This window comes from Alteromonas sp. ABH4_452, assembly GCF_056311825.1.
Map to the genome: position 1 here is coordinate 4,303,153 of NZ_CM149973.1, position 23,095 is coordinate 4,326,247.

Below are 23,095 nucleotides of genomic sequence, written 5' to 3' on the forward strand. Positions count from 1 at the left end.
TTACTCTTCAGGTTACTTCAAAACACGAGATAAAGGACTTACCACCCCCTGCGCACCTTGCTGCAGTACGTGAGTATAAATTTGCGTTGTCTTTACGTCTGAATGACCTAACTGTGTTTGCACCGTTCTAATGTCAGCACCCGATTGCAACAAATGGGTTGCAAAAGAGTGGCGCAGCGTGTGAGGCGTTACTTTTTTCTTGATGTCGCAGGCTTTAGCCGTGTTTCGAATTGCTTTTTGTATACTCGATTCATCAATATGGTGCCGTCGCACTCTTTTGCTTTCAGGATCGACAGATAATCGAGAAGAGGGAAACAAATAATGCCAGCCTAACTCTCTGGGCGCGTTTTTATATTTCAAACGTAATCGGTGAGGTAGATAAACGCCTGCGTATTTAGGATTTTCTAAATCAGCCGCCAAGAAGCTTTCTACCATACCGATTTGTCGTGTAAGACCCGGTTTTAATTCCGCAGCCAAGGTTACAATGCGATGCTTACCGCCTTTCCCATCCCATATGCGAATAGCGTTGTAGTCAAAATCAATATCTTTAACTCGTAGTCTAACCGCTTCCATTAGTCGCAGCCCACTTCCGTAAAGTAAAGATATGGGCAATTTTAAGTTGGCAGGGATTTGCTCGAAAAGAGAAACGACCTCTTCCTGCGTTAATACAACTGGAAGCTTGGCTTGCCGACGACTTAAAACAAAGTTGAGTTCGCAAGAAAGTGGGCGTTCTAATATATCGCGATACAAGAACGCCAGTGCATTTAGCGCGCTAGCCTGAGTAGCTGGAGCTACGTTTTTAGCGTTAACTAGGTGAGACAGAAACACTTCAACTTCTTGGTCTCCCATTTCAGATGGGTGCCTATTGTTGTTGAAGCGAATAAAGCTAATTATCCATTTACTATAGAGTTCTATCGAACGCTTCGCATAGCGACGGTTGTGCATATGCTCTATCACCATTTGCATGAACATTGATTTCATTTTTTTGATTTTAATTACTGTAAATAAATACAGAATTACGGTTTTTGATGCGACCGTAAAATAAAAAGGAAAGATTCCGTACTTAAGTGCAGTATTTTCAGATACTAAGTGTAGGTTATTGATGAAAGGGTATTTACGTGCGAAAGTAAGAAAACTATAAATGTGATATATGGAAACTATCCGCCTTGTATAAAGGGTTTTTTCCTTACACTAAATTGTTATATGCTTGTGGTAGCTTGAAAAATGGAAGTATTTAATAGCAGAAAATGGATGTATTGTGGTGCTGTCCTTATTATACCTACAGCTGCTCTTTTTAAATCACTTATAGAGTGGGCTGTTCCGCTATATTTAGTAGCAATTTTATTAGTTTTTCTCGACCCCTATTTTAAGGAATTACGGTCTCAACAGGCTTCAGCTAATAGATACATAATTGTTATTTTGTCTTCTGGTCTTGTTGCTGGGACCATTTCAAATGTATTTCCACAAGCACATGCATGGCTTGTATCTGGTTGGTTTTTATTTTTTGTGGCGTATGGTTGGCCAATAGCAACAAAGATAGATCGTAATAATGGCTCTTAAATACAGCGCATATAACAACCCAATCAACACACTCACTACGTTCGCTGGGACGCATACAAGCGGGGCGGCTTCGCCATTATGCCCCACATGTCTGCGCCCGTTATTGGAAAGTTATACATCAAGGAGGACACTTTATGTTTATCGTAATGTTTGAATTTGTAGTCAAGGATGGCTGTAAAGACCAATTTCTAGCCGCTTGGCCAAAAGTCACACAGGGCATTTACCTTTTCAAAGGTAGCCTGGGTTCACGGCTACATCGCGACAAAAATGGTGCTTTCATTGCCTATGCACAGTGGCCTAACGAAGAAACGTACCGTAAAGCATCAAATATAAAAATGAGTGAAAACTACGAAAAACAACGACAGTTGATGCATGAAAGTCTTAATTTAGAATCCACCAGAACGATCCATGAAATGGAGGTGGAGATCGATTACTTACACCGTAGACGCTTTGATGTATAACAAAAAAATTAAGCTCGCCCGCTGCGCGGGCTGGGACGCAAACACGCAGGGCGGCTTCGCCATTATGCCCTACGTGCCTGCGCCCCTTATTTAAAAGTTAGGTGCTTCTGGGAAATTAATGGCTAAATCAGAAATAAGACGATTCTCAAAAGAAATACGTACTAAATTTCCTAACGTTGTTCCTCTTATGGAAAAACATGAGAGTTGGGCGCTTACATTTCTAATGGAAGAGTTCGCAAATTTGACAACTATTTTGTTAAACCAAGGCGACTTAGAAGAAGCACTTGAGCAGTTGCAGTACATGAGCGAGAAACTAGATACTGCAACCAAGGCGGAATTCGAGTACATAGATGTATATTATACAGAGCACTTATTCTGGAAAGGTACCAAAGAAGGTATTGAACGTGGCTGGCCTCTCGTACCAGATAATCTCAGAAAATTGTACTTGGACTTTCATGGTAAACCACCTAGGGTAGTGGTTTAAAAATGCACGCACCTAACAAAAAAATCAAGTTCGCCCGCTGCGCGGGCTGGGACGCAAACATGTGGGCTGCTCACTTCGCTCGGATTTTAGCCCACATGTTTACGCCCCTTATTTAAAAGTTATAAGGCGTCAGCCTAAACTTCGTTTGGCTTTATAAAAATCCCCGTACAACTACCCTCACCTGTTTTTATAAGCATCGCTCTGGCTTGTGGTAGGTTTAAATCCGCCGCTTTCAATTCAAAGGTTGCGCATTAGGCGCTTTATCGCCAAGTTATTATTCAACGTCTACAAGCGCCAATGCGTTCGACAGTTCAAATGGCGGCTAGCTTAAGCTAAATTAAAAACACTAGTGCACAGTCGTTTTGCTTGTTTGTGTTAATAATCAATCGTATGCTGGCTTCATCAGTTTTTAAACAGACCAAAGGAACTGGCTCTGCTTCTAACAAAGCGCTAAAGACCACTCCCTTCGGTCGCTCGGACGCATTTACGCGGGGCGGCTTCGCCATGATGCCCCACGCAAATGCGCCGCTTAGCTTAATGTTATAAGGCGTCAGCCTAAACTGCGTTTGGCTCTATAAAAACCTCAGTGCAACTACCCTCACCTATTTTCATTAGCATCGCTCTAGCTTGTGGTAGGTTTAAATCCGCCGCTTTCAATTCAAAGGTGGTGTAATAGGCGCTTTACCTTCTAGTTCTTATTTTCAGCCAGCAAGCGCCACTACACTTTATAGCTCAAATGGCGGCTAGCTTCAGTTAAATCAAAACCATCACTGCACAGTCGTTTTGCTTGTCTGCGTTAACAATCAATCGTATGCTGGCTTCAACAGTTTTTAAAAGGACCAAAGGAACTGGCTTTGCTTATAACAAGGCCCTTAAGACCACTCCCTTCGGTCGCTCGGACGCTTTTACGCGGGGCGGCTTCGCCATTATGCCCCACGCAACTGCGCCGCTTAGCTTAATGTTATATTTACAAGGAGGTTCAGTGTTCCATTTTAAGCTGTATGAAGACAAAAGATTAAAGAATCTCAAGCACAGTAAGAAAGTTGAGATTGTGAATAATGCTGTAAAGCTCTATCGACAAGACGCACCGTTGAATGTGAAAAGTCGAATACTGACAATTTTAATTTGGTGCGGTATTCCCGCTTTAATTCTATTTTGGGTATTCAACTATGGTTTTGCTATTGGTTGGTTTGCTCTATCTATCTTCATTCTGGAGGTTAAATCAGCTAATGATGAAAGCGGAAATATAGAACCGTACTTAAGCCAAGTATTAGAGTAATGTAAATATAACAAGCGCATTAACTCAGTCGCTGGCGCTCCTTGGGACAAAAACACGTAGGCTTCCCTCGCTTCGCTCGGTATTATAGCCTACATATTTTTGCCCGTTATGCGGGTGTTATATTTTTAGAGGAACAAATCTATGAAAAGGAATTTGCAAATATCGTTCTTAACTGTTTTGTTCTTTCTTCCAATTATTCTTTACACTTATAAGTTTGGATTTGGCTTATGGAAAGAACATCACAATTGGGCTGAATTGGGGACATACTTTTCTGGTATTTATTCACCACTTGTCGCCTTGCTAGCTTTTTTAATTCTCGCTCAGCAATCTAAGTCACAATACCAGATGGACAAGTATCATTGTGACCAAGCGTATATTCAAGAAGCGCGAAAAGACTTGGATTTTTATTTAAATAAAATCGAACATGATCTAAACACCGTTACGGAGTCCGGCGCGACAGCTATCGATGAATTGATACTTCTTTCTCAAGAAATTAACGAAGATAATGCAAGAAGCAGTCGGATTAGATCAAAGGTAACTACGCTCAGAAGTAATTATAGGCTTGCTTTCGATCTTTGGACAGCTATTGGTCCAATATTGGCTGGATTATCAGCTAATAAAGAACCTCACTATACTCATGCACTGCAATCTTCGAAACATAGAATTGTTGCTATATTATCTAATAACGCCTGTATCGCATTGGACAAGTGTTTTTTTAGTCTAAATCTAAAATTAGAAAGAGATAGGTTATTTTTTTGGCTCTCCGATGAAACACAAATATAACACATATGAGCCTCCGGGCTGTCAATGAAAAAAGATAGCCCTTTGACCGCTATTTCAAGATCAATACCGTAGCCTTTTTAGAACTCGTTTACTTCGTCTGTCATGGCTGAAGTTAGGCAAATTGCCTACGTCAAACACATATAGAGCTGCGCCGGTCACCGGCTCTTGTTGTTGCTCTTTTCAATTCCTTTTGACTGGCAACGGCACTAGACATTCATCGGTTAACCTTCCTCTGTCCTATTCAAATCTAAGTGGCTGCATTGACCAGTTAGTATCAGGTTCAGTGAAGGTGTAAGCAAATTCGTAAAAAGGTAGAGATGCGCAACAGTCGCATGTCTAATCAAACCAACAGGTTTTGGCATATCGGTATATTTATCGATACTGTTTTTGCAGAGTACTTTGCGATAAAAGAGATACTCACCATTTAACCAGTTAGATGTTTAAGCTCATGCCACTGTGCGACTTACCCGTTTAAAAAGCGCTCTTCATCGAATACCTGCTGGTTCTTTAACATAAAGTAAGTACATCGCCCAATTTTATGAGCGAGTGCAGATAAAGCCTTCGCCTTGCTCATTCGCTTTTGAAGCTTGGCTAGATATCGTTTCGCATTGTCATTACCTTTAAGGTACAACACTGCTGCTTCACTAAATGCCCATTTTAAATGAGCATTACCAATCTTATTTCCCTGCGTACCATGCGTTTTACCGGCCGACTCAGCTTTGCATTTTACTAACCGTGAATACGAGGCAAACTTCTGAACTGATGGAAACCGTTTAATATCACCAACTTCATACAAAATGGTGAGGGCTAAAATTTTCCCGATACCTGAAAACGACTTTAGAATATGTAAATCTGTTGCACAGTGTGTTTGTGCCTGTGTCTTTACATAATGCTCAATCTTGTAGAGCTCACTCACCATGGTTTCGATAATATTTAGGTTTAAATCCATGCTCTTTTGCACTGCTTCGTCTGGAAAGAAGTGGCGCATCTTTTCTCTATCAGGTGAGTTTCTTAAATCTAACCGCGTTTCTAAAGCGGGTAAGTTATATTGACTAACTGTGCTAGCAACATGCGCTTTCAGCTGAGCACTCATTCTCATTATGTGGGTGCGACGGCGAAGCGCATCTCGAATAGAGCGATGCTCCTTTGAATAAGCATGCGCGAGTGGGAAGTTCCCACCGCGCATTAGCTTCGCTATTTTTAGTGCGTCAATTTTGTCGTTCTTCGTTTTACCTGCATGAATGGCCTTCATATAAAGCGCATGGCCAAGAATGAAATCAATATTATGCTCTTCACAAAAGTCGGATACCCAATACCAGCAGTGCATACATTCAACACCAACAACAATATTGCCCAGATATGGCTTTAAAAGCGCTAACAGTTTATCGGGTGAATCATCTATTTTTTCGTGAACAAGAATGTTGTTCTCATTATCAATAATGCAGACATAAAGCAGTCTGGTGTGAAGATCGATTCCACAATAGTACGGATGTGTATTAGTATAAAAGTTCATTGAGTTTTCTCCCTTGGTTTGGTCGCCTATTAGGATAAACTCAGTTTATGCTGATAGGGAGGAGGCTCAATGATTATCAAGACACTTAAGCCTCTCGCTTCGCTCGCTGGGACGCTAACACATGGGCTGCGCCACTTCGTTCCTAATTTTAGCCCATGTGTTATCGCCCCTTAGTGGGATGTTATGTTCAATCAAGGATGAATTAAATTCAGAATATGAAAAAGATAGCTTTAAATTTTGTGATATTGGCCTTAAGCGTTCTTCTTGCATACTTCTGCCTTGAATCCATTGGAAATAATGAAGAGTATTTTTCAAGACACAACTCTCCGACAACCATATTCATCACTTCGTTGGTAGTAGCCAGCTGGTCCGGATTCAGCGTGGCAACAAGCCTGTTTAGTGTATTTCTGCCCGAATCAAATTGGTTAAACAGAGAGCTTTCAGAGATACTAAGACTATCAGAAGGTCAGCGGCCGTATTTGGAAGCTATAGGATATATTTTTCTTGGCGTATTTTTTATCTTTGCTTCGGCGCCATTTATGGGCGATAGCCACTCATTGTTTATAAATCAGCATTTGATTCTGGCCTTTGTCCTAATGGTTGGAGTAGTTTGCTTTATCTGGGGTTTGCTAAAAGCCTTTTTGACATTAATAAGGTTACCCGATGAAAATTGAACATAACAACCAAATAAAGTCACTCGCTGTCGCTCGTTGGGACGCTAACACGCAGGGCCGCTTCGCCATTATGCCCCACATGTCTGCGCCCGTTATTGAAAAGTTATCTTCCAATTGGCATATGTGCTCTTCTGCGATAATCTTACTGTATGCCGACAGTATTAAGATTAGGGCCTTATCGTTTCTTCTTTTATAGTAATGAAAACGGTGAACCCGCACACATTCATATTCAGCGAGAGAAGATGCTTGCTAAATTCTGGTTAAAGCCCGTTGCTTTAGCTAGCTCTACTCGTTTTCCACCGAAAGAGTTAAGAAAACTCGAGCAAATGGTGGTCGAAAATAAAGAAACATTTTTGGAGGCTTGGAATGGCTATTTTAGCAGTTGAACATCACCCTCTTGCTCACTCAGTTAGTTTTGACTCAGATTCACTTATTATCAGTCTAATTGATGGCCGCTCTCTTTCTGTTCCTTTAGCTTGGTTTCCATCGCTTTCATCTGCGACTGCAGATCAACTTAAAGATTGGGAGATACTGGGTGATGGCGAAGGTATTCATTGGCCTCAATTGGACGAGGACTTAAGTGTTAATGGTCTTCTTTTGGGCAATCAAGGAAAGAAGATAACAAATCAATAAACACACTCACTTCGTTCGCTGGGACGCATATACGCAGGGCGGCTTCGCCATTATGCCCCACTTAAAAGTTATGCGCCAAAGCGTACAGGATTTACATCCATACTTTTATGAAGGATTCTTATGATCAGAATTTACTGACTGCCCGTTTGTTTGTAGAAAATAACATGGCTACCTTGAGGAAATTTTCTGTATCCATCTCTTATTTCGTCGCAGCTTTTACCAATATCAGGATTTTCTGACAACATCCAAAATGAATCGTCGAATTGTTTAAGATATACATTACGCTGTTGTCGGCCCCATTTCCGTTGAGTAAACAATGCAATATCTTTGAGATCTGATTTTGCTAGTACGGTTAACTTAACCGGTTTCACTCTTTTAATTCACCGTCTAGTTCTGATATCAGATGCTCAAGGTCGTATTCAGCTTCGCCGCTTTCTTCACCTGCTACAAGTAATTGACGCAGAGTGTTTAATTTGGTTTCCTGTGTTTCTAGCAAGCGAAGAGCTGAACGAATCACCTCGCTTGCTGAACCATACCGACCAGTTTGAATTTGGCTAGCAATGAAGCCATCAAAATGGTCTCCAAGGGTAATGCTGGTGTTTTTAGCCATCTGCTTTCTCCAAGTACCAATATATACCTAATTATGGTACTTACGCGTTGTAAGTCAATAGCGCATAACAATCACATTAAGCCGCTCGCAGGTTCGCTGGGGCGCATACATCTGGGAAGGCTTCGCTATTATGCCCCACATACCTATACCCGTTATTTAAAAGTTAGGTACTTCTTGGCTAACCCCAAAAATCATTTTCATTATTTAAGAAAAGGAGCCTATTTAAATGGAACATAATTTTGCAACTCAGGGCATGGTCAGTTTCTTATTTGGTATTTTTTGCGCATACTGGGCTCAAGAGACTGGCAGGAATGCTTGGCTCTGGTTCTTCTTTGGATTATTTTTGCCTCTCATTGCCGGCATTGTTTTATGCATTAAAAATAGCAGTGATAAAAAAGAAGTAACCTCTTCTTTGCCACAGCATTTGGCTCAAAGAATCAAAGCACGAGAAAAGGCGATGAAGTAATGTGCTACCAAAATTATCACAAGTAGAAGGAATTATTTATGAATATCAACGCGACACTTTTCGGTCAAATCATAATCGTTTTAGCAATACTCATGACTGTAGCTGGCTATTATCTCGGAAAGCGTAAAACCACCACACCTGTCGTAACCTCCGTGATTGGTTTTTTCACGGCTTTTATCCCGCCCCTATCGCTAATATTTTTGATTGTTTTGGTTCTTAAGAAAGATGTAGAAGAAAACGGTAATTTCATGAATGCACCGAAATAAAGCAATCGACACACTCGTTTCGCAAGCGGGGAAATATACTCGTGGGGCGGTTTCCCCGTTATGCCCCACACGCCTACGCCCGTTATTTAAACGCTATGTGGCTATGAATTTTTGCATTATGTAGAAGGACTTTTATGAAACTTTACCCTTACCAAACGATACAAACTGTAAACCTACCCACTCTTTTATTCGCAGCTAGAGCTCTTGGTATTTTCGCTTATATATTCTCTTTTTTTACTGTTCTACTATGGGGCGCAGCTTTTGTTGTCGACCCTAGAGTTAGAGAAACTTGTTTATTCGTTAGCATAGGCACATTTTCCGCTACTATTTGCTTTCTAGTTGTTAGCGGCTTATGCGCTGCGGTTGTTTCTTGCGAACAAAAATACACTCAAGGATAGAAGGCTACATATCAAATCAGTTCTGCGGGGCATTAGCTGTATAAGGAAGATCCTATAATCTCAATTCATCGCACTCTGTTAGATGATTAAGAGGTATTCAATCTATACATTACTGCCCCTTAATGGATGTTATAAGTGCTATTAGGATTTATTCGCAATGGAATACGAAGCAATTAAAGTCCAAAGGGCTGCAATTTTAATCAAAGTAGCTATGGCAGCCGTGATTCTTATAGAAGCTGTCGCTTACCAAAACACTAAGACACTGAACTCCGGTTCTATCACCATGACATTGGGCGTCTTATGTTTATTACGCGGATTGTTGTTATCGCCGTATATGTTAACCATGCCAGTAAAGGTTTGGTTTAAACAAAATGTAAGCTTCAACTCAGTGAGTAGTAAATATTTTCTTTGCGCTTTTTTACTTTTGTGTGCTGGCTCAATAATGTATGCATAACAAAGAGCCTAGTTCCCCCTCTTTGTGGGCTAGGCGAAAATATGTGCTAATCTGTGTGACGAGAGATAAAAGGAATTATTTGGTGAAATTACTCGCATTATTAATTTTAAGCATGCCTTTGCTTAGTGCTTGTGTAGTCGTTCCAGAAACCGATACGGCAAAAGTGAACAAGTGTGAGATATCGTCGGACCGCAAAACCCTTAAAGTTATTAATGGATTTGAGGATACCAATACCTTCTATTCAATTAGTGGCCTCGTACTACTCCCCATATCAGGTGTTATTTCTGGCACATACGTAGCTATCAATAATGTCTACCATCTGGGTGAAGAAACATTTGTCTGTGGGTCTGACAATGCACGCACGTAACAATAAAGTCTCTTCGTAAACTGACACGCTACATTAGACTTCGCCCCATCGCTCCGTCCATAGAAGCCGTACTTGAGTTTTTTATGCGAATGTTTTTTGAACCCACTAAGGAAGGTTGTATGAACTATAATAATTTACTCTTCGTCATCTATTTTTTATCTACTGGCACACTCGCAGCAGTTAATTATGCTTCTGTGGAGTTGACACATCTAAAGCCAACAATTACTGAAACCACTTGGTTGAGAGAAAAGCAATTTATGCCACGCTACCCCGTTGAATTAGCAAGAAAAGGCATTGTTGGCTGCGGAGTATTTAAAGTAATAGTGGACGAAAATGGCTTGACCGAAAGCATTGAGCTTATAAGTTCAGTACCTAAAAAGGTTATTTCTAAACCGGTAACGAAAGTTATTCAAGATTGGGAGTGGACATTGGCTAAAAGCAAATCTCCGACCCGCGAAGAAAAGCTATTGAGGTTAGATTTCTGCATGGGTGGTAATACAGAGGCAGAATCTATTTCAAAGTGTAAGAAACAAGCCGCAGTGGCTTGCGAATAGCGACTGGAGGATATACCGATGTTTATCGTTATGTTTGAGTTTGTAGTAAAAGAGGAATTTGAGGTGTAGTTATAACTATGAAAATTACTTTCTTTCGAACTACAAACCTTCAGCGGATGTGGTGTGGCGTCTCAGTTATTACTTTTTGCCCTAGAACATGCGAAAATAAAAGGGTTTAGTTCGGTAAATTTAGAAACAGGAACGCAAGACTACTTTTTAGCGGCCAGAACCCTATACAAAAAGTTTGGTTTTGTTGATTGCGGTCCATTTGGCAGTTATTCAATCGATCCCAACAGCCACTTTATGACCCGAGCGCTTTAATTTAGTATTTTAAGAGAATTCCACATGTCGTTACCTCCTTGCCCGCATTGCCAATCAGAATATGTATACGAAGACCAGTCTCTACTTATTTGCCCTGAATGTGGACACGAGTGGAACCCGAACGATGTTGAAGAAGAAGTCTCTGCAAAAGATTATAACGGTACGCCGCTAGTTGCTGGTGACAAGATAACGTTAGCAAAAGATTTGAAAGTAAAAGGCAGTTCGCTGGTACTTAAAATTGGTACCAAAGCGGTTATCCGTCATGTGAAAGATGCCAAAGACCACCAGCTAGATTGTAAAGTAGATGGTGCAGGTGAGATGGTGCTTACCGCGCAGTTTGTTAAAAAGGCATAAACCACGCTTTATTGAAAAGCTTCATTTCCTTTTAGCGCGCTTACTTTTTTGTTAACCAAGCGCGCTAGCTAAAGCAATCTATCACTTTTTAAAAATTTGCGACTTCGTTAGTAATGGTTTCGGTTAGCAGGCTAATCGCTTTAGATGACACTTTCTGAGGGTTAACTAAGCAAACGCCTACATGTCCAAGTTCGGGCAAGTTTTCTGAATTAGATAAAATGTGTAATCCTGACGGTACTGAGCTTTTTGCCAGTACCGTAATGCCTAGCCCCTCATTAATAGCAGTTTGAATACCGTTTAAATCTGCAATGGTGTATACCACCTGCCACGGCTTTTTGATTGCGGATAAAAGGTTAGTGGCGCGTTTGCGATAAATACACGGTGAGGGGGCTGCAATAATAGGGAGCTTAGCAGGCACACTGTTAACAAAGCGCTGACTGCCTACCCATACCAGTTGATCTGAGATTATGAAGCCATCCTGCTGTGGATTTGGTGTTTCCTGTAATGACAAAATTAAGTCGAACTGACTTTTCAGCGGTTCGCTCAATAAATCTTTGCTTAGCGCGCAATGCACCTCTAGCGATATTTCCGGGTAAGTTTGTGTGAACCGCCGAATGATTTTAGGCATAAGCGTGGTGCTAAATTCACTGGGAATACCTAACTTAATATTTCCGGTCACCTGAGGCTTACCGAACTCAGCCATAGCTTGGTCATTAAGGGCTACTATTTTCTCACCATATGACAACAAGCGACTACCAGCGCCAGTAAGCGCTAAACGATTCTTATCGCGAGAAAATAGCTTCTCCCCAATCATTTCTTCTAGTTTTTTAATTTGAAGGCTTATTGCAGGTTGTGTCCGTTGCAGCTGCTCGGCGCACTGTGTATAGCTTCCCGTCTGTGCGATAAGCACGAACGAGCGTAGGAAATCTATGGACAAGTTCTTCATTACTTTGATTTACCCCCTCTCTATAGCGTCAACTATACATTGACCTTTCACCAACAAAGTTTACAGGCTTACTCTATTAGCCACTTTTCTACAGACAAAACACAAACGTGCTGTGTTGTGCTGTGCCAAAAGTGCAGTCGCAGACATTTAATAAAATTATAATGCCATATTTTTTATTAATTTTATTTATTCATTTTGCACTTCTAGTATCGAATACACAACAATGAAAATTAGGAGGCAGCATGAATACGCTAAACCAAAACCTTAACCAGCAAGACCCAGATATCGCCGAATTTATTGCGCAAGAAGACAAGCGCCAAGAACATCACATTGAACTAATTGCTTCAGAAAACTACACCAGCAAAGCCGTTATGCAGGCGCAAGGTAGCCAACTGACGAACAAGTATGCAGAAGGCTATCCGGGTAAGCGCTATTACGGTGGCTGTGAAGCCGTGGATAAAGTTGAACAGCTTGCTATCGACAGAGCCAAAGCCCTATTTGAAGCTGATTATGTAAATGTTCAGCCCCATTCTGGTTCGCAAGCAAATACTGCGGTTTACATGGCACTACTAAGCCCTGGCGATACCATACTCGGGTTAAGTCTTGATCACGGCGGTCACCTAACCCACGGTGCAAAACCTAATTTTTCAGGCAAGCTATACAACGCTATTCAATATGGGCTAAACACCGATACCGGTGAGATTGACTACGACCAAGTACAAGCCTTAGCTAAAGAGCATAACCCAAAGATGATCGTGGCAGGGTTTTCAGCTTATTCTCGCGTTGTCGATTGGCAAAAGTTTAGAGACATCGCTGATAGTGTAGGCGCGTATTTGCTGGTAGATATGGCACACGTTGCAGGTCTTGTGGCTGCGGGTGTCTACTCCTCTCCAGTTAACGCGGCGCACGTGGTTACTACCACTACCCACAAAACACTACGTGGCCCTCGCGGCGGGCTCATTATGTGTAAGTCAAACCCTGAACTTGAAAAGAAGTTTAACTCACTTATTTTCCCGGGGATTCAGGGCGGCCCGCTGATGCACGTTATCGCGGCTAAAGCTGTTGCGTTTAAAGAAGCCATGACAGCCGAATTTAAAGCGTATCAAAAGCAAGTGGTTACCAATGCACGCGCTATGGCAGACGTATTTATGAAGCGTGGATTTGATGTAGTATCTAACGGAACTGACAACCACATGTTTTTACTAAGTCTGGTTAGTAAGGGGATGACGGGTAAAGAGGCAGACGCTATTTTAAATAGTGTGAATATCACTATTAATAAGAATACTGTGCCTAACGACCCACAGTCGCCTTTTGTTACAAGTGGCATTCGGATAGGTACGCCAGCGGTGACTTCTCGTAATTTTAGCGAAGACGATTGTGCCCAGTTAGCTAACTGGATTTGCGATGTGTTATCGGAACCTGAAGACAGTAATCTTATTCAGCAAGTTAAAGATAAGGTTGCTACACTAACTGCTGCCCGCCCTGTTTACACTCAGTAAAACCTAGCTGTTTACAAAGAGCGAACTCGTGCGTTGCAGGTAGCGACCATTACCCGCCACACGAGTTTAGCTCGTTCGTTAAACTCAATAGTTTGAACGCCCCACGCATCTTCCATTGCATTTTGCCACACGTCACAGGTTTCGATTGTGTTGCTATACAGTGGCGCTAGCGACAAACTTATTCTTAATGACTCTAGCCATTCGGTAAATAGTGGGTCGTGCTGCCCTGTCTTGCGAAGCTGGGATAGCTGAAGCGATGCTTGCTGTTTAATGCCCTGCAAACGCTTATAAATTTCTCTCGGGTCATCCTGCTGCCCTAGAAGGTGAAGCTCCCTTTCAATATCGTAGGCATTGTTCCACTGTATGGATTTCGGCTCATCTTTTGTGCATCCCCACATTGTCATACACACGAAGCAAAGCAACACAAAGCTTATGTATTTACCTGAATGTAGTGTTGGAAATAATTTTACTTTACGCACCGAATAGCCCACTCCTTTAGCAGCGTCGCTTTAAGTATAGATGAGTCTTAAATGAATACTTGGATATAATACCAATCCGCATAGATAATTGCCCACTCAGAAGGCGCTGGCAAGCTTTCTAGCGAAGCGTGGGAATGCAGGAATGGCTGTTCCCTTTCAAATTCCCAGAATGAAGCTAGGAAGCTTGCCAGACCTTCCCGAAGGGCGAGTTTAAAATGTCCGTACTCTTTGTTGTGTCACCTTGATGTAGAGCCACTATACCTTCGGTAACACGCCGCGATTACGAACATTTTAAATCTCGCTGAGTGGGTAATAATCTATACGGATTGGTATGAGTAATTAAACTAATTTACTACTGCTTGAAGAAATAAAGCACTAACCGAGGGGTTCTCATGTCTTTAGGCACTTTCAAAAGATTCGTATTAAATTGCTGAAGTGGGCCGGCTAGCAATAGCAGTAACCGGCTGGCAAAGGTGGTGGCGAGTGAGGCTATGTTCTGCGGTAAGCCGTTAGCTAAACCACTTCCACCAAACAAATACCAAAAGAAACCCAAACAGGTAAATTAGGCCTAGCAAACTAAGTAACTTTACTACCTTATTAGGCGCGGCATCAGGGTGCAGCTTAGTTTGTGCCACCAGCTTATGATTAAGCCAAGCAAACATGGGCGTGGTAACAAAAGCTAACGTCATCGCAAAGCCTAGCATGGCTAATAAAGCAGACTTGAAAAAGAGCACAATAACAAAGCTGAATATTGCCATGAAAAGCAATACTGGTGTCACAAGTGTATTTCGGGCGGCTTTATCCTTGTTAAACAATAGCGCAATTGCTTCGGCAACCACTCGCGCGTAGCCGTCATATACCGTAAGCGCCGAGCCGAATATACATAAAAATGCCACTATCGCGATAAGCAGATGCGCCCACTCCCCGATGGTTGACGAGTACATGCTTATAAGCTGATGGGAGAAGCCAATACCACTAGTGCTGAGCTCTGTGCCGCTGCCATACAGAATTAACGCACCTAGCCCTAAAAACAGCAGAGCAAGTAATACGGTTACCGCATAGCCCAAGTTAAAATCGAAAAGGGCCGACTTCGGCGTCACCGCTTGACCTTTGCACTGACGCTTTAACCAAAGAGAAGTAATAGAGGATATTTCAATAGGTGCAGGCATCCACCCCATTGTTACCACCAAAAATCCGAGTGTGGCGAGCGTCCACGGCGAAGGCTGCTCTTCGGCAGGCACCGTTGTAGCAGTATAATTACTAAGTGCAACGATAAACACTGCTATGGTTGCCACCACAAGCACGCCCATTATGCCTTTGGCAATGTTGTCGAGCCCTTCAAAATGCCCTGCCAGTAAAATCAGTAATATGAGCGCTAAAACTACTGAGGCAGACACCGCTATAGCTATATCAAATGGAATAAAATATGACAATAAACTTGCTGCAAACAGTAACAGTGCCGCAGCATTGACTACCGATGCGATAGTATTTAAGCACAAGGCAATGGCTAAGTAGCGTTTACCCATCTCTAAATAGCCTTGCTGCAGGGTTTGCTTCGTGCTGATGGTGTAACTTACGCCTGCCCTGAAAAACGGGTATTTAAGTAGGTTTACCACCAATATGAGAAGCGCTAACTGCCATCCGAATTTTGCACCCGCCTGAGTTGAGGCCACCAAATGGCTTCCACCTACCGCCGCCGTTGCCATAAGCACACCAGGACCGAGTAATTTTAGTAAGGCGGTAACGCGGGCAAGGAAGGATGTTTCAGCTGAGTACGACAAGGCAACCTCTAAAGGGGCATTAGAAAATAGCCGTTAACCATATCAGTTTAATAATCAGCAGAAAAGACACTAAGTGATGAGAAAGTGGCATGAATAAAGGTTGCGAGCCGCGTTTGGTTCGCAACCTTTTTTCAATTTGAAAAGTCGTGGATTAGCACGCGTTTAAAACACGGCTGTGTGTTAGCGTCGGTCGAAATTTACCTTCTTCTGCGGGTGCTGATAATAACCTTCTTTTAGCAGTCGCTTAAAGCGAGTTAGTTTACCTTCAAGCGTTAGCTCTTCTAGTCCTTTATTGAATAAGGACAAAATAAGCTGGCTATCGCCTTGCCCTTTAGGCACTAACAAATGCGTGGTTACCGTAGAGATAAAAGGTTTAATAGGCATAACATCACGACGGTCGCCACTATTGAAGTCTCGCTGTAGCAAATACCAACCGGTAAGTTCATCAATGGGGAAAACATCGATATCACCGTTTATCAAAGCTTCAAGGTTCGCTTTATCAGTCTTGCGCTCTACTACGGTTTCGTTACCTTTAATAAAGGCTGCAAGCTCATCGTTATATAAATACCCTTCTGTGATCCCCATTTTTAGACCTTGCATATCGCTAAGGTCATTCCAGCTATCGGGGCCTTTGTCGGCGTTAACATAGAACACCAAGCTTTCTGCGCTTATCGGGTTGCTATGGAAAAATTCACTTTCTCGAGAGCGTACAAAGTTGCCGTAAGAAACCGCATCGTATTCACCTTTTAGCGTTGCTTCTAACGCTTCTTCCCACGGTAAGGATACGAACTCCACCACAACGCCCGTCTCTTTGAACGCATCGGCGATAATATGGTTTATGTAACCTTCGTGCTGCATTTCAGTTGACGTGTAAGGCGCATACTCTGTGGTCGCTATACGCAGTTTCATCCATGAATGGGCAAAACTTTGCATTGGAATTAGCGCTAGTATCAATGTCGCTATAAGTAGTAATCGCATGTCAAAGTCCTGTTATTGGTTAGAAGTAAATGCCAAGGTTGATGTTCAACCGGTGGGTAGTTTCTTGTCTACCACCTAAGTCTAGCCCAACGCCGGGGCCGCCTGAAAACCACATATTTTTGCCTTGGATACTATCTACATATACAAACAATTTATCCCAGCCAAAGCTACAGCCATTTATCCACTGAGAAGAGTTTTTCCCTTCATTCCCTTCGCCTTTGGCAACACTGTATTCTGAATAGCAGGTAAGCGATTCTATATGCGCAAACTTATAGGGCACCGAGTACACGAGGTTTGCTGAATAGGTTTTACCGTCGGCCGCGGCTAAGAACGGGAAGGTGAAAGAGGATAGCGCTATACGGTCGTCAGCCTGCCCTTCAGGTGCAGCCAGGTCGTATTCATAGTCGATATACTGTAGCTCAACTTTTACGTCACCTTGAGTGTGACGCATATGAACGGCATAAGCATTCATGTCACCATCGTCTAACGTATCTAAGTTTAGAATGTTACCGTACTGATAAGACACGCCGATATCGGTAGTCGCACCGCGTATAAAATTCGCTGAGTAGTTAGCACGTAGATTGTACTGCCCGTCTTCTTTATTTCGGTATTCCCCGTCATCTGCTACATCAAACGAGTAACGACCAAACTCAGCTGCGTCATTGTACTCATCGTTCATAAAGTAAGCGGCTTGAAAATCCCATTTGCCCCAATCGTGATTAATTTTGACCCCAGCATCGTAGTCATCTTCAAAGCCAAGATAGTAATTAACTGAAAACCAAAAGTTGTTACTGGCAAAGGGCTGTAGACCAAACGGGGTTTGCGTTATACCTGCGGTAATTTCGGTTTTATCGTCAAAATGATAAGTAAGATCAGCGAAGCGAACGGTATCAAAATCAGTATTTTCGTACCAACGGTATTCAGCTTTGTAGCTAAACTGGTCTGACTCGCCGGATACGCCAAGCTTGAATGATTCAAACTCAAAACCATCTCTAAACTCGGGAATTTGCCAATCTTGATGTCCGTAATTAACCCTCACGTGACCGCTTAAATTAAAGGGGAGTTCGTCGGCTTTTACGCCGCTCGAAGCGCATGTAGCAATTGAAACTAAAGAAAATGCGGATAGTAGCTTGTTCATTACTGTTCCTGTATTGAATTTTCGGCGGGAACCCTTTGCTAAAAATTGCCTCTAATGAGTAAAGGGGCGTTTAAGCGCTTAGGAATTTCGTGCACCAAAATAAATCCTTCAGTACTTACAATACTGAGCAAACCTTAAAAAAAGATCATTTGTTAAGGTCTGACTTCTGTGAATTGAGTTGAGAAACTTCGCCGCCCCGATAGGCGGCGGCATTTAAACATTGGCAGTCGAATGTTTAAAGTGAAGTGGAATGAATGTACGGTAAATAAAGAAGTTTTTGCCGTGAACGCCAGGGCTTATCTAAAATTTGAGCAACGCTTTAAAAGCAATTATAGGAAAACCTGTGAATATAGCCTGTCAGCTTTATGACTACATAGAAATAGCCTGCATGTATAAACTTGAGGTAAGCGCTGTATTAAAAAGTGGGGAACTAAAAAGCGGTAAGGCATTAAATACAGTTATAGATAAACGCGATGACGCGCCAACAGAATGTATACAAATGCGCATTAACGGTAATGTAGAAAACATTGCCCTTAATGAAATCGCTCAACTTCATGCAATAACTGATAACCCGCATTTCAGCTCGGTGAGCTTTTAGGTAGTATGCCAAGTTCACTTAACCATTTTGAACTGAACCACATTTATGACACAACACCTTTCGGCGATTACCTTCTTTGTAGACGACTACGACAACGCAATTGAGTACTTCACAACGATTTTAAATTTCACCTTAACTGAAGATAAAGCAACCGGTGAAGACTCGCGCTTTGTGTTAGTAACGCCGCCAAACAGTTCAGCCAGCTTGCTGCTAGCGCAAGCTAAAAACGACGTTGAATTAGCGCTTATTGGTAACCAAGCCGCAGACAAAGTATTTTTAATTTTAAATACCGATGACTTTTGGCGCGACTTTAACGAAATGCAAAGTAAAGGCGTGGTGTTTTTAGAAACTCCCCGTGAAGAAGTTTATGGTACGGTAGCCATCTTTAAAGATAAGTTCGGCAATAAGTGGGATTTGATCCAAACCACTGAATAGCACTTTATACAAGTGCACCTTGCTTATAGCGCATTCTGTATCACAAGGTTTAATCACCCACAGTAAAGACGTAGAGGAGAAGTAAAACGTGCAGGCCATGAAACGTTCTATTATTGCAGATGTTGTTGCAATAGCGGCGATAGCACTGTTGATCACCACTACCTTTTACTGGATTGAAGCAAGACGTGAGGTCATTATTCTTTGCGACAACTTTACGCCAGGGGTGTCGAAAAAAAGCGTTGAACGCCAGCTTAACACCGCAGACTTGTTGTTGTGGGATACTGAGTTTGTAGCAAATGGCAGCAAGATTGAAGCATATAGTCCACTGCACTTAGGTATCATGAAGTGCAGTGTAGAATTTAATAAGCAAGATATTGTGGTGTTCTCTATTGTGGAATAATCATACGGCCTTCAAATATTAGGAACGCATTAAGCTTTTGTAGCCATAAAGCTGAACCACCTTGGTGCAACGTTTACATTGCCGCAACACCCTATTCACCGAAGCGCTAAAAGTCGTAAAGGCAAACTTACCTTCTTACTTTTATCGTGCTGACTTAACTTTTCATCTTGCTGTCACCGAATGTGCTGTAAACGTATAATTACGCTGTGTCTTCTTAACGCAAACTCTTTTTTATGCAAAAAACAAAACACAGTGTCGTCGAGGATGTTTTCGCCCTGATAAGCGCCGGCTTGTTTGTTGCTTTTGGCGTATATCTTTTTCAGTCTCAAGACCTAATGGTAGGTGGCGCGGCAGGTCTTGCGCTATTAGGTACCTATGCTTTCGACATGGACTTCGGGTTGTTATTCTTTTTGATTAACCTACCTTTCTATACCTTAGCGTGGACTCAAATTAGTAAACGTTTCACCATCAATACGTTTATCTCTGTAACCACTGTTTCGGTGTTAACCGAGCAAATTCCGGCATTTGTAGATATCAGCCACGTCAACCCGTTTTTCGCAGCGGTATTTGGCGGAATTTTAATTGGTGTAGGCATGCTGATGATGTTCCGTCACAGCTCTAGCCTAGGCGGCGTTGGTATTATGGCCTTCTACTTACAGCAACGCTTTAATATCAGAGCTGGGACTTTCCAGTTAACTGTAGATAGCTGCATATTGCTTAGCGCGCTGTTTTTTATTTCATGGCCATTAGTGCTTATCTCGATACTCGCGGCGTTTTGTTTAAATATGGTAATTTCGCTTAACCATAGACCAGAGCGTTACTTCCCGGCACCCGGAGAAAACAGTTCAGACAAGGCTAAAATAGAATCAAAAAAGGCTGACGCGAAGCGTGTGGATAGCAATGAGCACAGCAGCATAGACAGCGAGCTTCGCGCCCAAAACGGCTAAATTGGTAGTCAGCGCCTAAGGTTTTACGTTTACGTTTAAAGGCTTAAGCGTGTAAACAGATACCGGCAAGCTGAAAGTACTCAACGGTTCACATAAGTAGTTAATAGAAAGCCCGGTTAGGCAAACCTAACCGGGCTTTATTGTATCTTTTATTTGTATTCCTTGACGCCTACAACAAACCTATTGTTTCTTTTGAACAGGTCTTGACGGTCGACTAACTACTCCACGATTCACTCTCGGACGAGAAAACGAAGTACGCATACAAACCTCACTTATGAGTTGATGCTCAGAACAGTTGGAGGCGAAATATTCGCCGCAATCCCATAACTAAGCCACAACAGTAAAGCCCAAATTAGGGGTAAAAGTCTCATTCTTTTAATGAATAGTGCTTTATTAAAACTTATATAAAGATTGCTCAAACTGGCACAGTGTTGAAAACTAAAGGTATTTCACAATGCGCGGTACTCGCTGAGAAACTCGCGTCATTAATTCGTAGTCGATGGTGTCGGCATTGGCTGCGACTTCCTGAATAGATACATTCTGTCCCCACAGCTCTACTTCATCGCCCACTGCTACGTTGTCGATATGGGTCACGTCAATGGTGATCATGTCCATAGATACGCGGCCTGCCAAATAAGCGCGCTTACCCCTAACCATGACTGGCGTACCGTTTTTGCAGTGCCTAGGATAGCCGTCGGCATAACCAATGCCTACCGTTGCAATTTTGCTGGTTTTATTCGCCACCCAGGTTTGCCCGTACCCGATACCCTCGCCTGCCGGTATAGTTCGCACAGCCAGTACGCTTGAGCGAAGGGTCATGGCTGGATACATTTCAACATCTATGTTTTGCGAGGTTGAAACCGCACCACCGTAAACGCCCACTCCCAACCGGTTCCACGCATTTCGACTTGCGGGCCAATTTACCGTAGCCGGAGAGTTAGCCACGCTAGTAGGTAAGCCCAATTTATTTGCTATTTGATTAAACGCTTCGATTTGCGTGATAGTAAAGTTATTGTTTATATCGTCAGCGCACGCAAAGTGTGTAGCAATCACTGTTTGCTCGCTGAGTAAGTGGTTGTATTTAGCAGCAATCTCTTCGATATCGGAAAGGGCAAAACCCAATCGATGCATGCCGCTATCCACTTTAAGCCAAACATGCGGGCGTTGTTGTTCAGGGCATTGCTCTAACCATGCAAGCTGCTCTTCACAATGCATAACCAAAATGCAGTTATGCTGAAACGCCATTTGGCACTCTTTTGCCTGATGAGCCCCTTCTAAAACAACGATTGGCGCGGTAATTCCCGCATCGCGAAGGGCAATAGCTTCTTCGATAATAGCGACAGCAAAACGCGAAGAAACATGCTGAAGAATACGCGCCACATTTACGGCTCCATGACCATAGGCATCAGCTTTCACCACCGCCATAGATTGACTTGATGGTGCTAAAGCGGCAAGGGCTTTAAAATTATGTAAAATGGCGTCAGCATGAATAATTGCTTGCGTTTGTCGGCTCACTGAAAAACACGTTCCTTAAATGTTTAATGGGGAAACATATAAAGCCGAAGTGTACCACGAGAAACGCATAGAGGGCGCAGGATTAATATTGAAAAAACGACTGTCTAACGCAAGGTTTCTTATGGTTTAAAATACCGGTATGCTTTGCGCTCGCTTGTTATAACAATTTCGTAGCTTCAAGGTTTATCATGTCTTCGCACAACCCTTCTACTTCAGATACGCACGCTATCACTCGTATTAAAAACAACGCGGCAGATAATGCTCCCACCGTGAATGAATTAGCTAAATCACTGGATAAAGTTGTCTCAGAAGGCAGAAATCCCAATACCTTGGATATAGACACGTTAAGTACCCAAGGCATTCTTACCTGCCTTAACAACGAGGATGCTAAAGTCGCAAACGCGGTAGCACTTCAAATACCCCAAATAGCGAAAGCGGTAGATGCCGCTACTACTAGCATTAAAAATGGCGGAAGGCTTATTTATATTGGTGCTGGGACCAGCGGCAGATTAGGCATACTAGACGCTGTTGAGTGTCGCCCTACCTTTAGCGTACCCGATGAAATGGTTGTGGGTGTAATAGCGGGCGGAGAGAAAGCCGTTCAGCACGCGGTTGAAGGCGCGGAAGATAATTTTGATGCAGGTCGCACTGACCTTGAAAGTTTATCACTAACGCAGAACGATACAGTTATAGGTATATCAGCTAGCGGTCGCACACCCTATGTAAGTGGAGCATTGGAATATGCCCATTCCCTTGGCTGCTTTACCGGCGCTATTGCTTGTAGCCCTAACGCTGCTATTTTTGAAAATGCTGACGCGGCCATATGCCCCGTTGTCGGTCCTGAAGCACTTACCGGCAGCACACGTATGAAGTCGGGTACGGCACAAAAGCTTATACTTAATATGATTAGCACCAGCGTTATGATTAAGCTGGGAAAAACCTACCAAAATTTGATGGTAGATGTGAATGCTACTAACGAAAAACTAAAAGCTCGTGCTCTTCGCATTGTTATGCAGGCTACCGACTGTAGTGAAGATGCCGCTTTAGCAGCACTTAGTGCATGCAACAACAAAGCGAAGGTCGCCATTTTAATGGTACTAACAGGGCAAACCGCAGAGCAGGCAGCCGCACAGCTAAGTGCTAACGATGGCTACTTACGTAAAGCCGTTGAAGAAAGCAAATAGCTAAGGTGCTTCTCTACA

The 23,095-nt window shown here is 42.6% G+C and carries 30 protein-coding genes and 1 pseudogene; 21 read left to right on the forward strand and 10 right to left on the reverse strand.

Annotation, left to right across the window (positions count from 1 at the left end; genetic code table 11):
• Nucleotides 1-12: 12 nt before the first annotated feature.
• Complete coding sequence (locus ACYX4N_RS18405) at nucleotides 13-981, reverse strand: integron integrase (protein ID WP_476055058.1); 969 nt, start codon at nucleotides 979-981, stop codon at nucleotides 13-15.
• A gap of 243 nt (nucleotides 982-1,224) precedes the next feature.
• Between ACYX4N_RS18405 and ACYX4N_RS18410 the strand changes: the two genes are divergently transcribed.
• The 5 genes from ACYX4N_RS18410 to ACYX4N_RS18430 all read left to right on the forward strand — a co-directional run bounded on the left by ACYX4N_RS18410 (nucleotide 1,225) and on the right by ACYX4N_RS18430 (nucleotide 4,567).
• Nucleotides 1,225-1,560 carry a hypothetical protein gene (locus tag ACYX4N_RS18410; RefSeq protein WP_476055060.1) on the forward strand — a complete coding sequence of 112 codons (336 nt, stop codon included), beginning with the start codon at nucleotides 1,225-1,227 and terminating at the stop codon, nucleotides 1,558-1,560.
• A 134-nt stretch (nucleotides 1,561-1,694) separates the two neighbouring features.
• Nucleotides 1,695-2,021: an antibiotic biosynthesis monooxygenase family protein gene (locus ACYX4N_RS18415; RefSeq protein ID WP_218420011.1), complete on the forward strand. Its 327-nt coding sequence runs from the start codon at nucleotides 1,695-1,697 to the stop codon at nucleotides 2,019-2,021.
• Between the two features lie 118 nt (nucleotides 2,022-2,139).
• Nucleotides 2,140-2,505: a DUF7674 family protein gene (locus ACYX4N_RS18420; protein ID WP_476055061.1), complete on the forward strand. Its 366-nt coding sequence runs from the start codon at nucleotides 2,140-2,142 to the stop codon at nucleotides 2,503-2,505.
• Nucleotides 2,506-3,292: 787 nt separating this feature from the next.
• Nucleotides 3,293-3,784, forward strand: a complete 492-nt coding sequence (locus ACYX4N_RS18425) for a hypothetical protein (RefSeq protein ID WP_476055062.1) — start codon at nucleotides 3,293-3,295, stop codon at nucleotides 3,782-3,784.
• Between the two features lie 141 nt (nucleotides 3,785-3,925).
• Nucleotides 3,926-4,567 (forward strand): hypothetical protein, encoded by a 642-nt coding sequence (locus ACYX4N_RS18430; protein WP_476055063.1) that lies wholly within the window; start codon nucleotides 3,926-3,928, stop codon nucleotides 4,565-4,567.
• A 463-nt stretch (nucleotides 4,568-5,030) separates the two neighbouring features.
• On the opposite strand, the gene ACYX4N_RS18435 is transcribed toward ACYX4N_RS18430, so the two are convergent.
• A complete protein-coding gene (locus tag ACYX4N_RS18435; protein ID WP_476055064.1) occupies nucleotides 5,031-6,080 on the reverse strand; it encodes an IS110 family RNA-guided transposase in 1,050 nt (349 codons plus the stop codon).
• Between the two features lie 215 nt (nucleotides 6,081-6,295).
• On the opposite strand from ACYX4N_RS18435, the gene ACYX4N_RS18440 reads away from it, so the two are divergent.
• The 3 genes from ACYX4N_RS18440 (at nucleotide 6,296) to ACYX4N_RS18450 (ending at nucleotide 7,387) form a co-directional block, all read left to right on the forward strand.
• Complete coding sequence (locus ACYX4N_RS18440; RefSeq protein WP_474808919.1) at nucleotides 6,296-6,754, forward strand: hypothetical protein; 459 nt, start codon at nucleotides 6,296-6,298, stop codon at nucleotides 6,752-6,754.
• 149 nt (nucleotides 6,755-6,903) lie between these two features.
• Nucleotides 6,904-7,140, forward strand: coding sequence for a DUF4160 domain-containing protein (locus tag ACYX4N_RS18445; RefSeq protein WP_474808922.1), 237 nt, complete (start codon nucleotides 6,904-6,906; stop codon nucleotides 7,138-7,140).
• Nucleotides 7,121-7,387: a DUF2442 domain-containing protein gene (locus ACYX4N_RS18450; protein WP_474808924.1), complete on the forward strand. Its 267-nt coding sequence runs from the start codon at nucleotides 7,121-7,123 to the stop codon at nucleotides 7,385-7,387. Before ACYX4N_RS18445 ends, ACYX4N_RS18450 begins: the two co-directional genes overlap by 20 nt.
• Nucleotides 7,388-7,518: 131 nt before the next feature.
• Here ACYX4N_RS18450 and ACYX4N_RS18455 read toward each other — a convergent pair whose 3' ends face one another.
• Both ACYX4N_RS18455 and ACYX4N_RS18460 read right to left on the reverse strand, forming a co-directional pair.
• Nucleotides 7,519-7,758, reverse strand: a complete 240-nt coding sequence (locus ACYX4N_RS18455; RefSeq protein WP_476055066.1) for a type II toxin-antitoxin system RelE/ParE family toxin — start codon at nucleotides 7,756-7,758, stop codon at nucleotides 7,519-7,521.
• A complete protein-coding gene (locus ACYX4N_RS18460) occupies nucleotides 7,755-7,997 on the reverse strand; it encodes a type II toxin-antitoxin system ParD family antitoxin (RefSeq protein WP_014978218.1) in 243 nt (80 codons plus the stop codon). The genes ACYX4N_RS18455 and ACYX4N_RS18460 overlap by 4 nt, the downstream gene beginning before the upstream one ends.
• A 226-nt stretch (nucleotides 7,998-8,223) precedes the next feature.
• Here ACYX4N_RS18460 and ACYX4N_RS18465 point away from each other — a divergent pair, with 226 nt between their 5' ends.
• The 7 genes and pseudogenes from ACYX4N_RS18465 to ACYX4N_RS18495 all read left to right on the forward strand — a co-directional run bounded on the left by ACYX4N_RS18465 (nucleotide 8,224) and on the right by ACYX4N_RS18495 (nucleotide 11,177).
• Nucleotides 8,224-8,463 carry a hypothetical protein gene (locus tag ACYX4N_RS18465; RefSeq protein ID WP_476055067.1) on the forward strand — a complete coding sequence of 80 codons (240 nt, stop codon included), beginning with the start codon at nucleotides 8,224-8,226 and terminating at the stop codon, nucleotides 8,461-8,463.
• Nucleotides 8,464-8,501: 38 nt separating this feature from the next.
• Nucleotides 8,502-8,729 (forward strand): hypothetical protein, encoded by a 228-nt coding sequence (locus tag ACYX4N_RS18470; protein ID WP_476055068.1) that lies wholly within the window; start codon nucleotides 8,502-8,504, stop codon nucleotides 8,727-8,729.
• A 555-nt stretch (nucleotides 8,730-9,284) separates the two neighbouring features.
• Nucleotides 9,285-9,581 (forward strand): hypothetical protein, encoded by a 297-nt coding sequence (locus ACYX4N_RS18475; protein ID WP_476055069.1) that lies wholly within the window; start codon nucleotides 9,285-9,287, stop codon nucleotides 9,579-9,581.
• Between the two features lie 82 nt (nucleotides 9,582-9,663).
• The gene (locus ACYX4N_RS18480) at nucleotides 9,664-9,948 is read left to right on the forward strand and encodes a hypothetical protein (RefSeq protein ID WP_476055070.1); all 285 of its coding nucleotides are present in this window, start codon (nucleotides 9,664-9,666) and stop codon (nucleotides 9,946-9,948) included.
• Between the two features lie 119 nt (nucleotides 9,949-10,067).
• The gene (locus tag ACYX4N_RS18485; RefSeq protein WP_476055071.1) at nucleotides 10,068-10,502 is read left to right on the forward strand and encodes an energy transducer TonB; all 435 of its coding nucleotides are present in this window, start codon (nucleotides 10,068-10,070) and stop codon (nucleotides 10,500-10,502) included.
• A gap of 120 nt (nucleotides 10,503-10,622) precedes the next feature.
• Nucleotides 10,623-10,823 (forward strand): annotated as a pseudogene (locus tag ACYX4N_RS18490) (GNAT family N-acetyltransferase); the annotation flags it as partial.
• Between the two features lie 24 nt (nucleotides 10,824-10,847).
• A complete protein-coding gene (locus ACYX4N_RS18495) occupies nucleotides 10,848-11,177 on the forward strand; it encodes a zinc ribbon domain-containing protein YjdM (RefSeq protein WP_476055072.1) in 330 nt (109 codons plus the stop codon).
• Between the two features lie 88 nt (nucleotides 11,178-11,265).
• Here ACYX4N_RS18495 and ACYX4N_RS18500 read toward each other — a convergent pair whose 3' ends face one another.
• Nucleotides 11,266-12,123 (reverse strand): LysR family transcriptional regulator, encoded by an 858-nt coding sequence (locus ACYX4N_RS18500; RefSeq protein WP_179982242.1) that lies wholly within the window; start codon nucleotides 12,121-12,123, stop codon nucleotides 11,266-11,268.
• A gap of 242 nt (nucleotides 12,124-12,365) precedes the next feature.
• Between ACYX4N_RS18500 and glyA the strand changes: the two genes are divergently transcribed.
• Nucleotides 12,366-13,622, forward strand: coding sequence for a serine hydroxymethyltransferase (glyA, locus tag ACYX4N_RS18505; protein ID WP_476055073.1), 1,257 nt, complete (start codon nucleotides 12,366-12,368; stop codon nucleotides 13,620-13,622).
• An 11-nt stretch (nucleotides 13,623-13,633) separates the two neighbouring features.
• Here glyA and ACYX4N_RS18510 read toward each other — a convergent pair whose 3' ends face one another.
• The 4 genes from ACYX4N_RS18510 to ACYX4N_RS18525 all read right to left on the reverse strand — a co-directional run bounded on the left by ACYX4N_RS18510 (nucleotide 13,634) and on the right by ACYX4N_RS18525 (nucleotide 17,998).
• Nucleotides 13,634-14,101: a hypothetical protein gene (locus ACYX4N_RS18510; protein ID WP_476055074.1), complete on the reverse strand. Its 468-nt coding sequence runs from the start codon at nucleotides 14,099-14,101 to the stop codon at nucleotides 13,634-13,636.
• Nucleotides 14,102-14,610: 509 nt separating this feature from the next.
• The gene (locus ACYX4N_RS18515; RefSeq protein ID WP_476055075.1) at nucleotides 14,611-15,882 is read right to left on the reverse strand and encodes an NRAMP family divalent metal transporter; all 1,272 of its coding nucleotides are present in this window, start codon (nucleotides 15,880-15,882) and stop codon (nucleotides 14,611-14,613) included.
• A 180-nt stretch (nucleotides 15,883-16,062) separates the two neighbouring features.
• On the reverse strand, nucleotides 16,063-16,860 hold the full coding sequence (locus ACYX4N_RS18520) for a substrate-binding periplasmic protein (RefSeq protein WP_476055076.1): 798 nt from the start codon (nucleotides 16,858-16,860) through the stop codon (nucleotides 16,063-16,065).
• Between the two features lie 19 nt (nucleotides 16,861-16,879).
• Nucleotides 16,880-17,998 (reverse strand): hypothetical protein, encoded by a 1,119-nt coding sequence (locus ACYX4N_RS18525; protein WP_476055078.1) that lies wholly within the window; start codon nucleotides 17,996-17,998, stop codon nucleotides 16,880-16,882.
• A gap of 343 nt (nucleotides 17,999-18,341) precedes the next feature.
• On the opposite strand from ACYX4N_RS18525, the gene ACYX4N_RS18530 reads away from it, so the two are divergent.
• The 4 genes from ACYX4N_RS18530 to ACYX4N_RS18545 all read left to right on the forward strand — a co-directional run bounded on the left by ACYX4N_RS18530 (nucleotide 18,342) and on the right by ACYX4N_RS18545 (nucleotide 20,378).
• Entirely contained in the window at nucleotides 18,342-18,596 is a 255-nt protein-coding gene (locus tag ACYX4N_RS18530) for a Rho-binding antiterminator (RefSeq protein WP_476055080.1), read from the forward strand.
• 45 nt (nucleotides 18,597-18,641) lie between these two features.
• Entirely contained in the window at nucleotides 18,642-19,031 is a 390-nt protein-coding gene (locus ACYX4N_RS18535) for a VOC family protein (protein ID WP_476055081.1), read from the forward strand.
• 88 nt (nucleotides 19,032-19,119) lie between these two features.
• Complete coding sequence (locus tag ACYX4N_RS18540) at nucleotides 19,120-19,431, forward strand: hypothetical protein (protein ID WP_179982234.1); 312 nt, start codon at nucleotides 19,120-19,122, stop codon at nucleotides 19,429-19,431.
• A gap of 233 nt (nucleotides 19,432-19,664) precedes the next feature.
• Nucleotides 19,665-20,378, forward strand: a complete 714-nt coding sequence (locus ACYX4N_RS18545; RefSeq protein WP_476055082.1) for a YitT family protein — start codon at nucleotides 19,665-19,667, stop codon at nucleotides 20,376-20,378.
• A 438-nt stretch (nucleotides 20,379-20,816) separates the two neighbouring features.
• Here the strand turns inward: ACYX4N_RS18545 and alr are convergent, their stop codons facing one another.
• Complete coding sequence (gene alr, locus ACYX4N_RS18550; RefSeq protein ID WP_476055083.1) at nucleotides 20,817-21,893, reverse strand: alanine racemase; 1,077 nt, start codon at nucleotides 21,891-21,893, stop codon at nucleotides 20,817-20,819.
• A gap of 188 nt (nucleotides 21,894-22,081) precedes the next feature.
• On the opposite strand from alr, the gene murQ reads away from it, so the two are divergent.
• Nucleotides 22,082-23,077: an N-acetylmuramic acid 6-phosphate etherase gene (gene murQ, locus ACYX4N_RS18555; protein WP_476055084.1), complete on the forward strand. Its 996-nt coding sequence runs from the start codon at nucleotides 22,082-22,084 to the stop codon at nucleotides 23,075-23,077.
• Nucleotides 23,078-23,095: the final 18 nt, after the last annotated feature.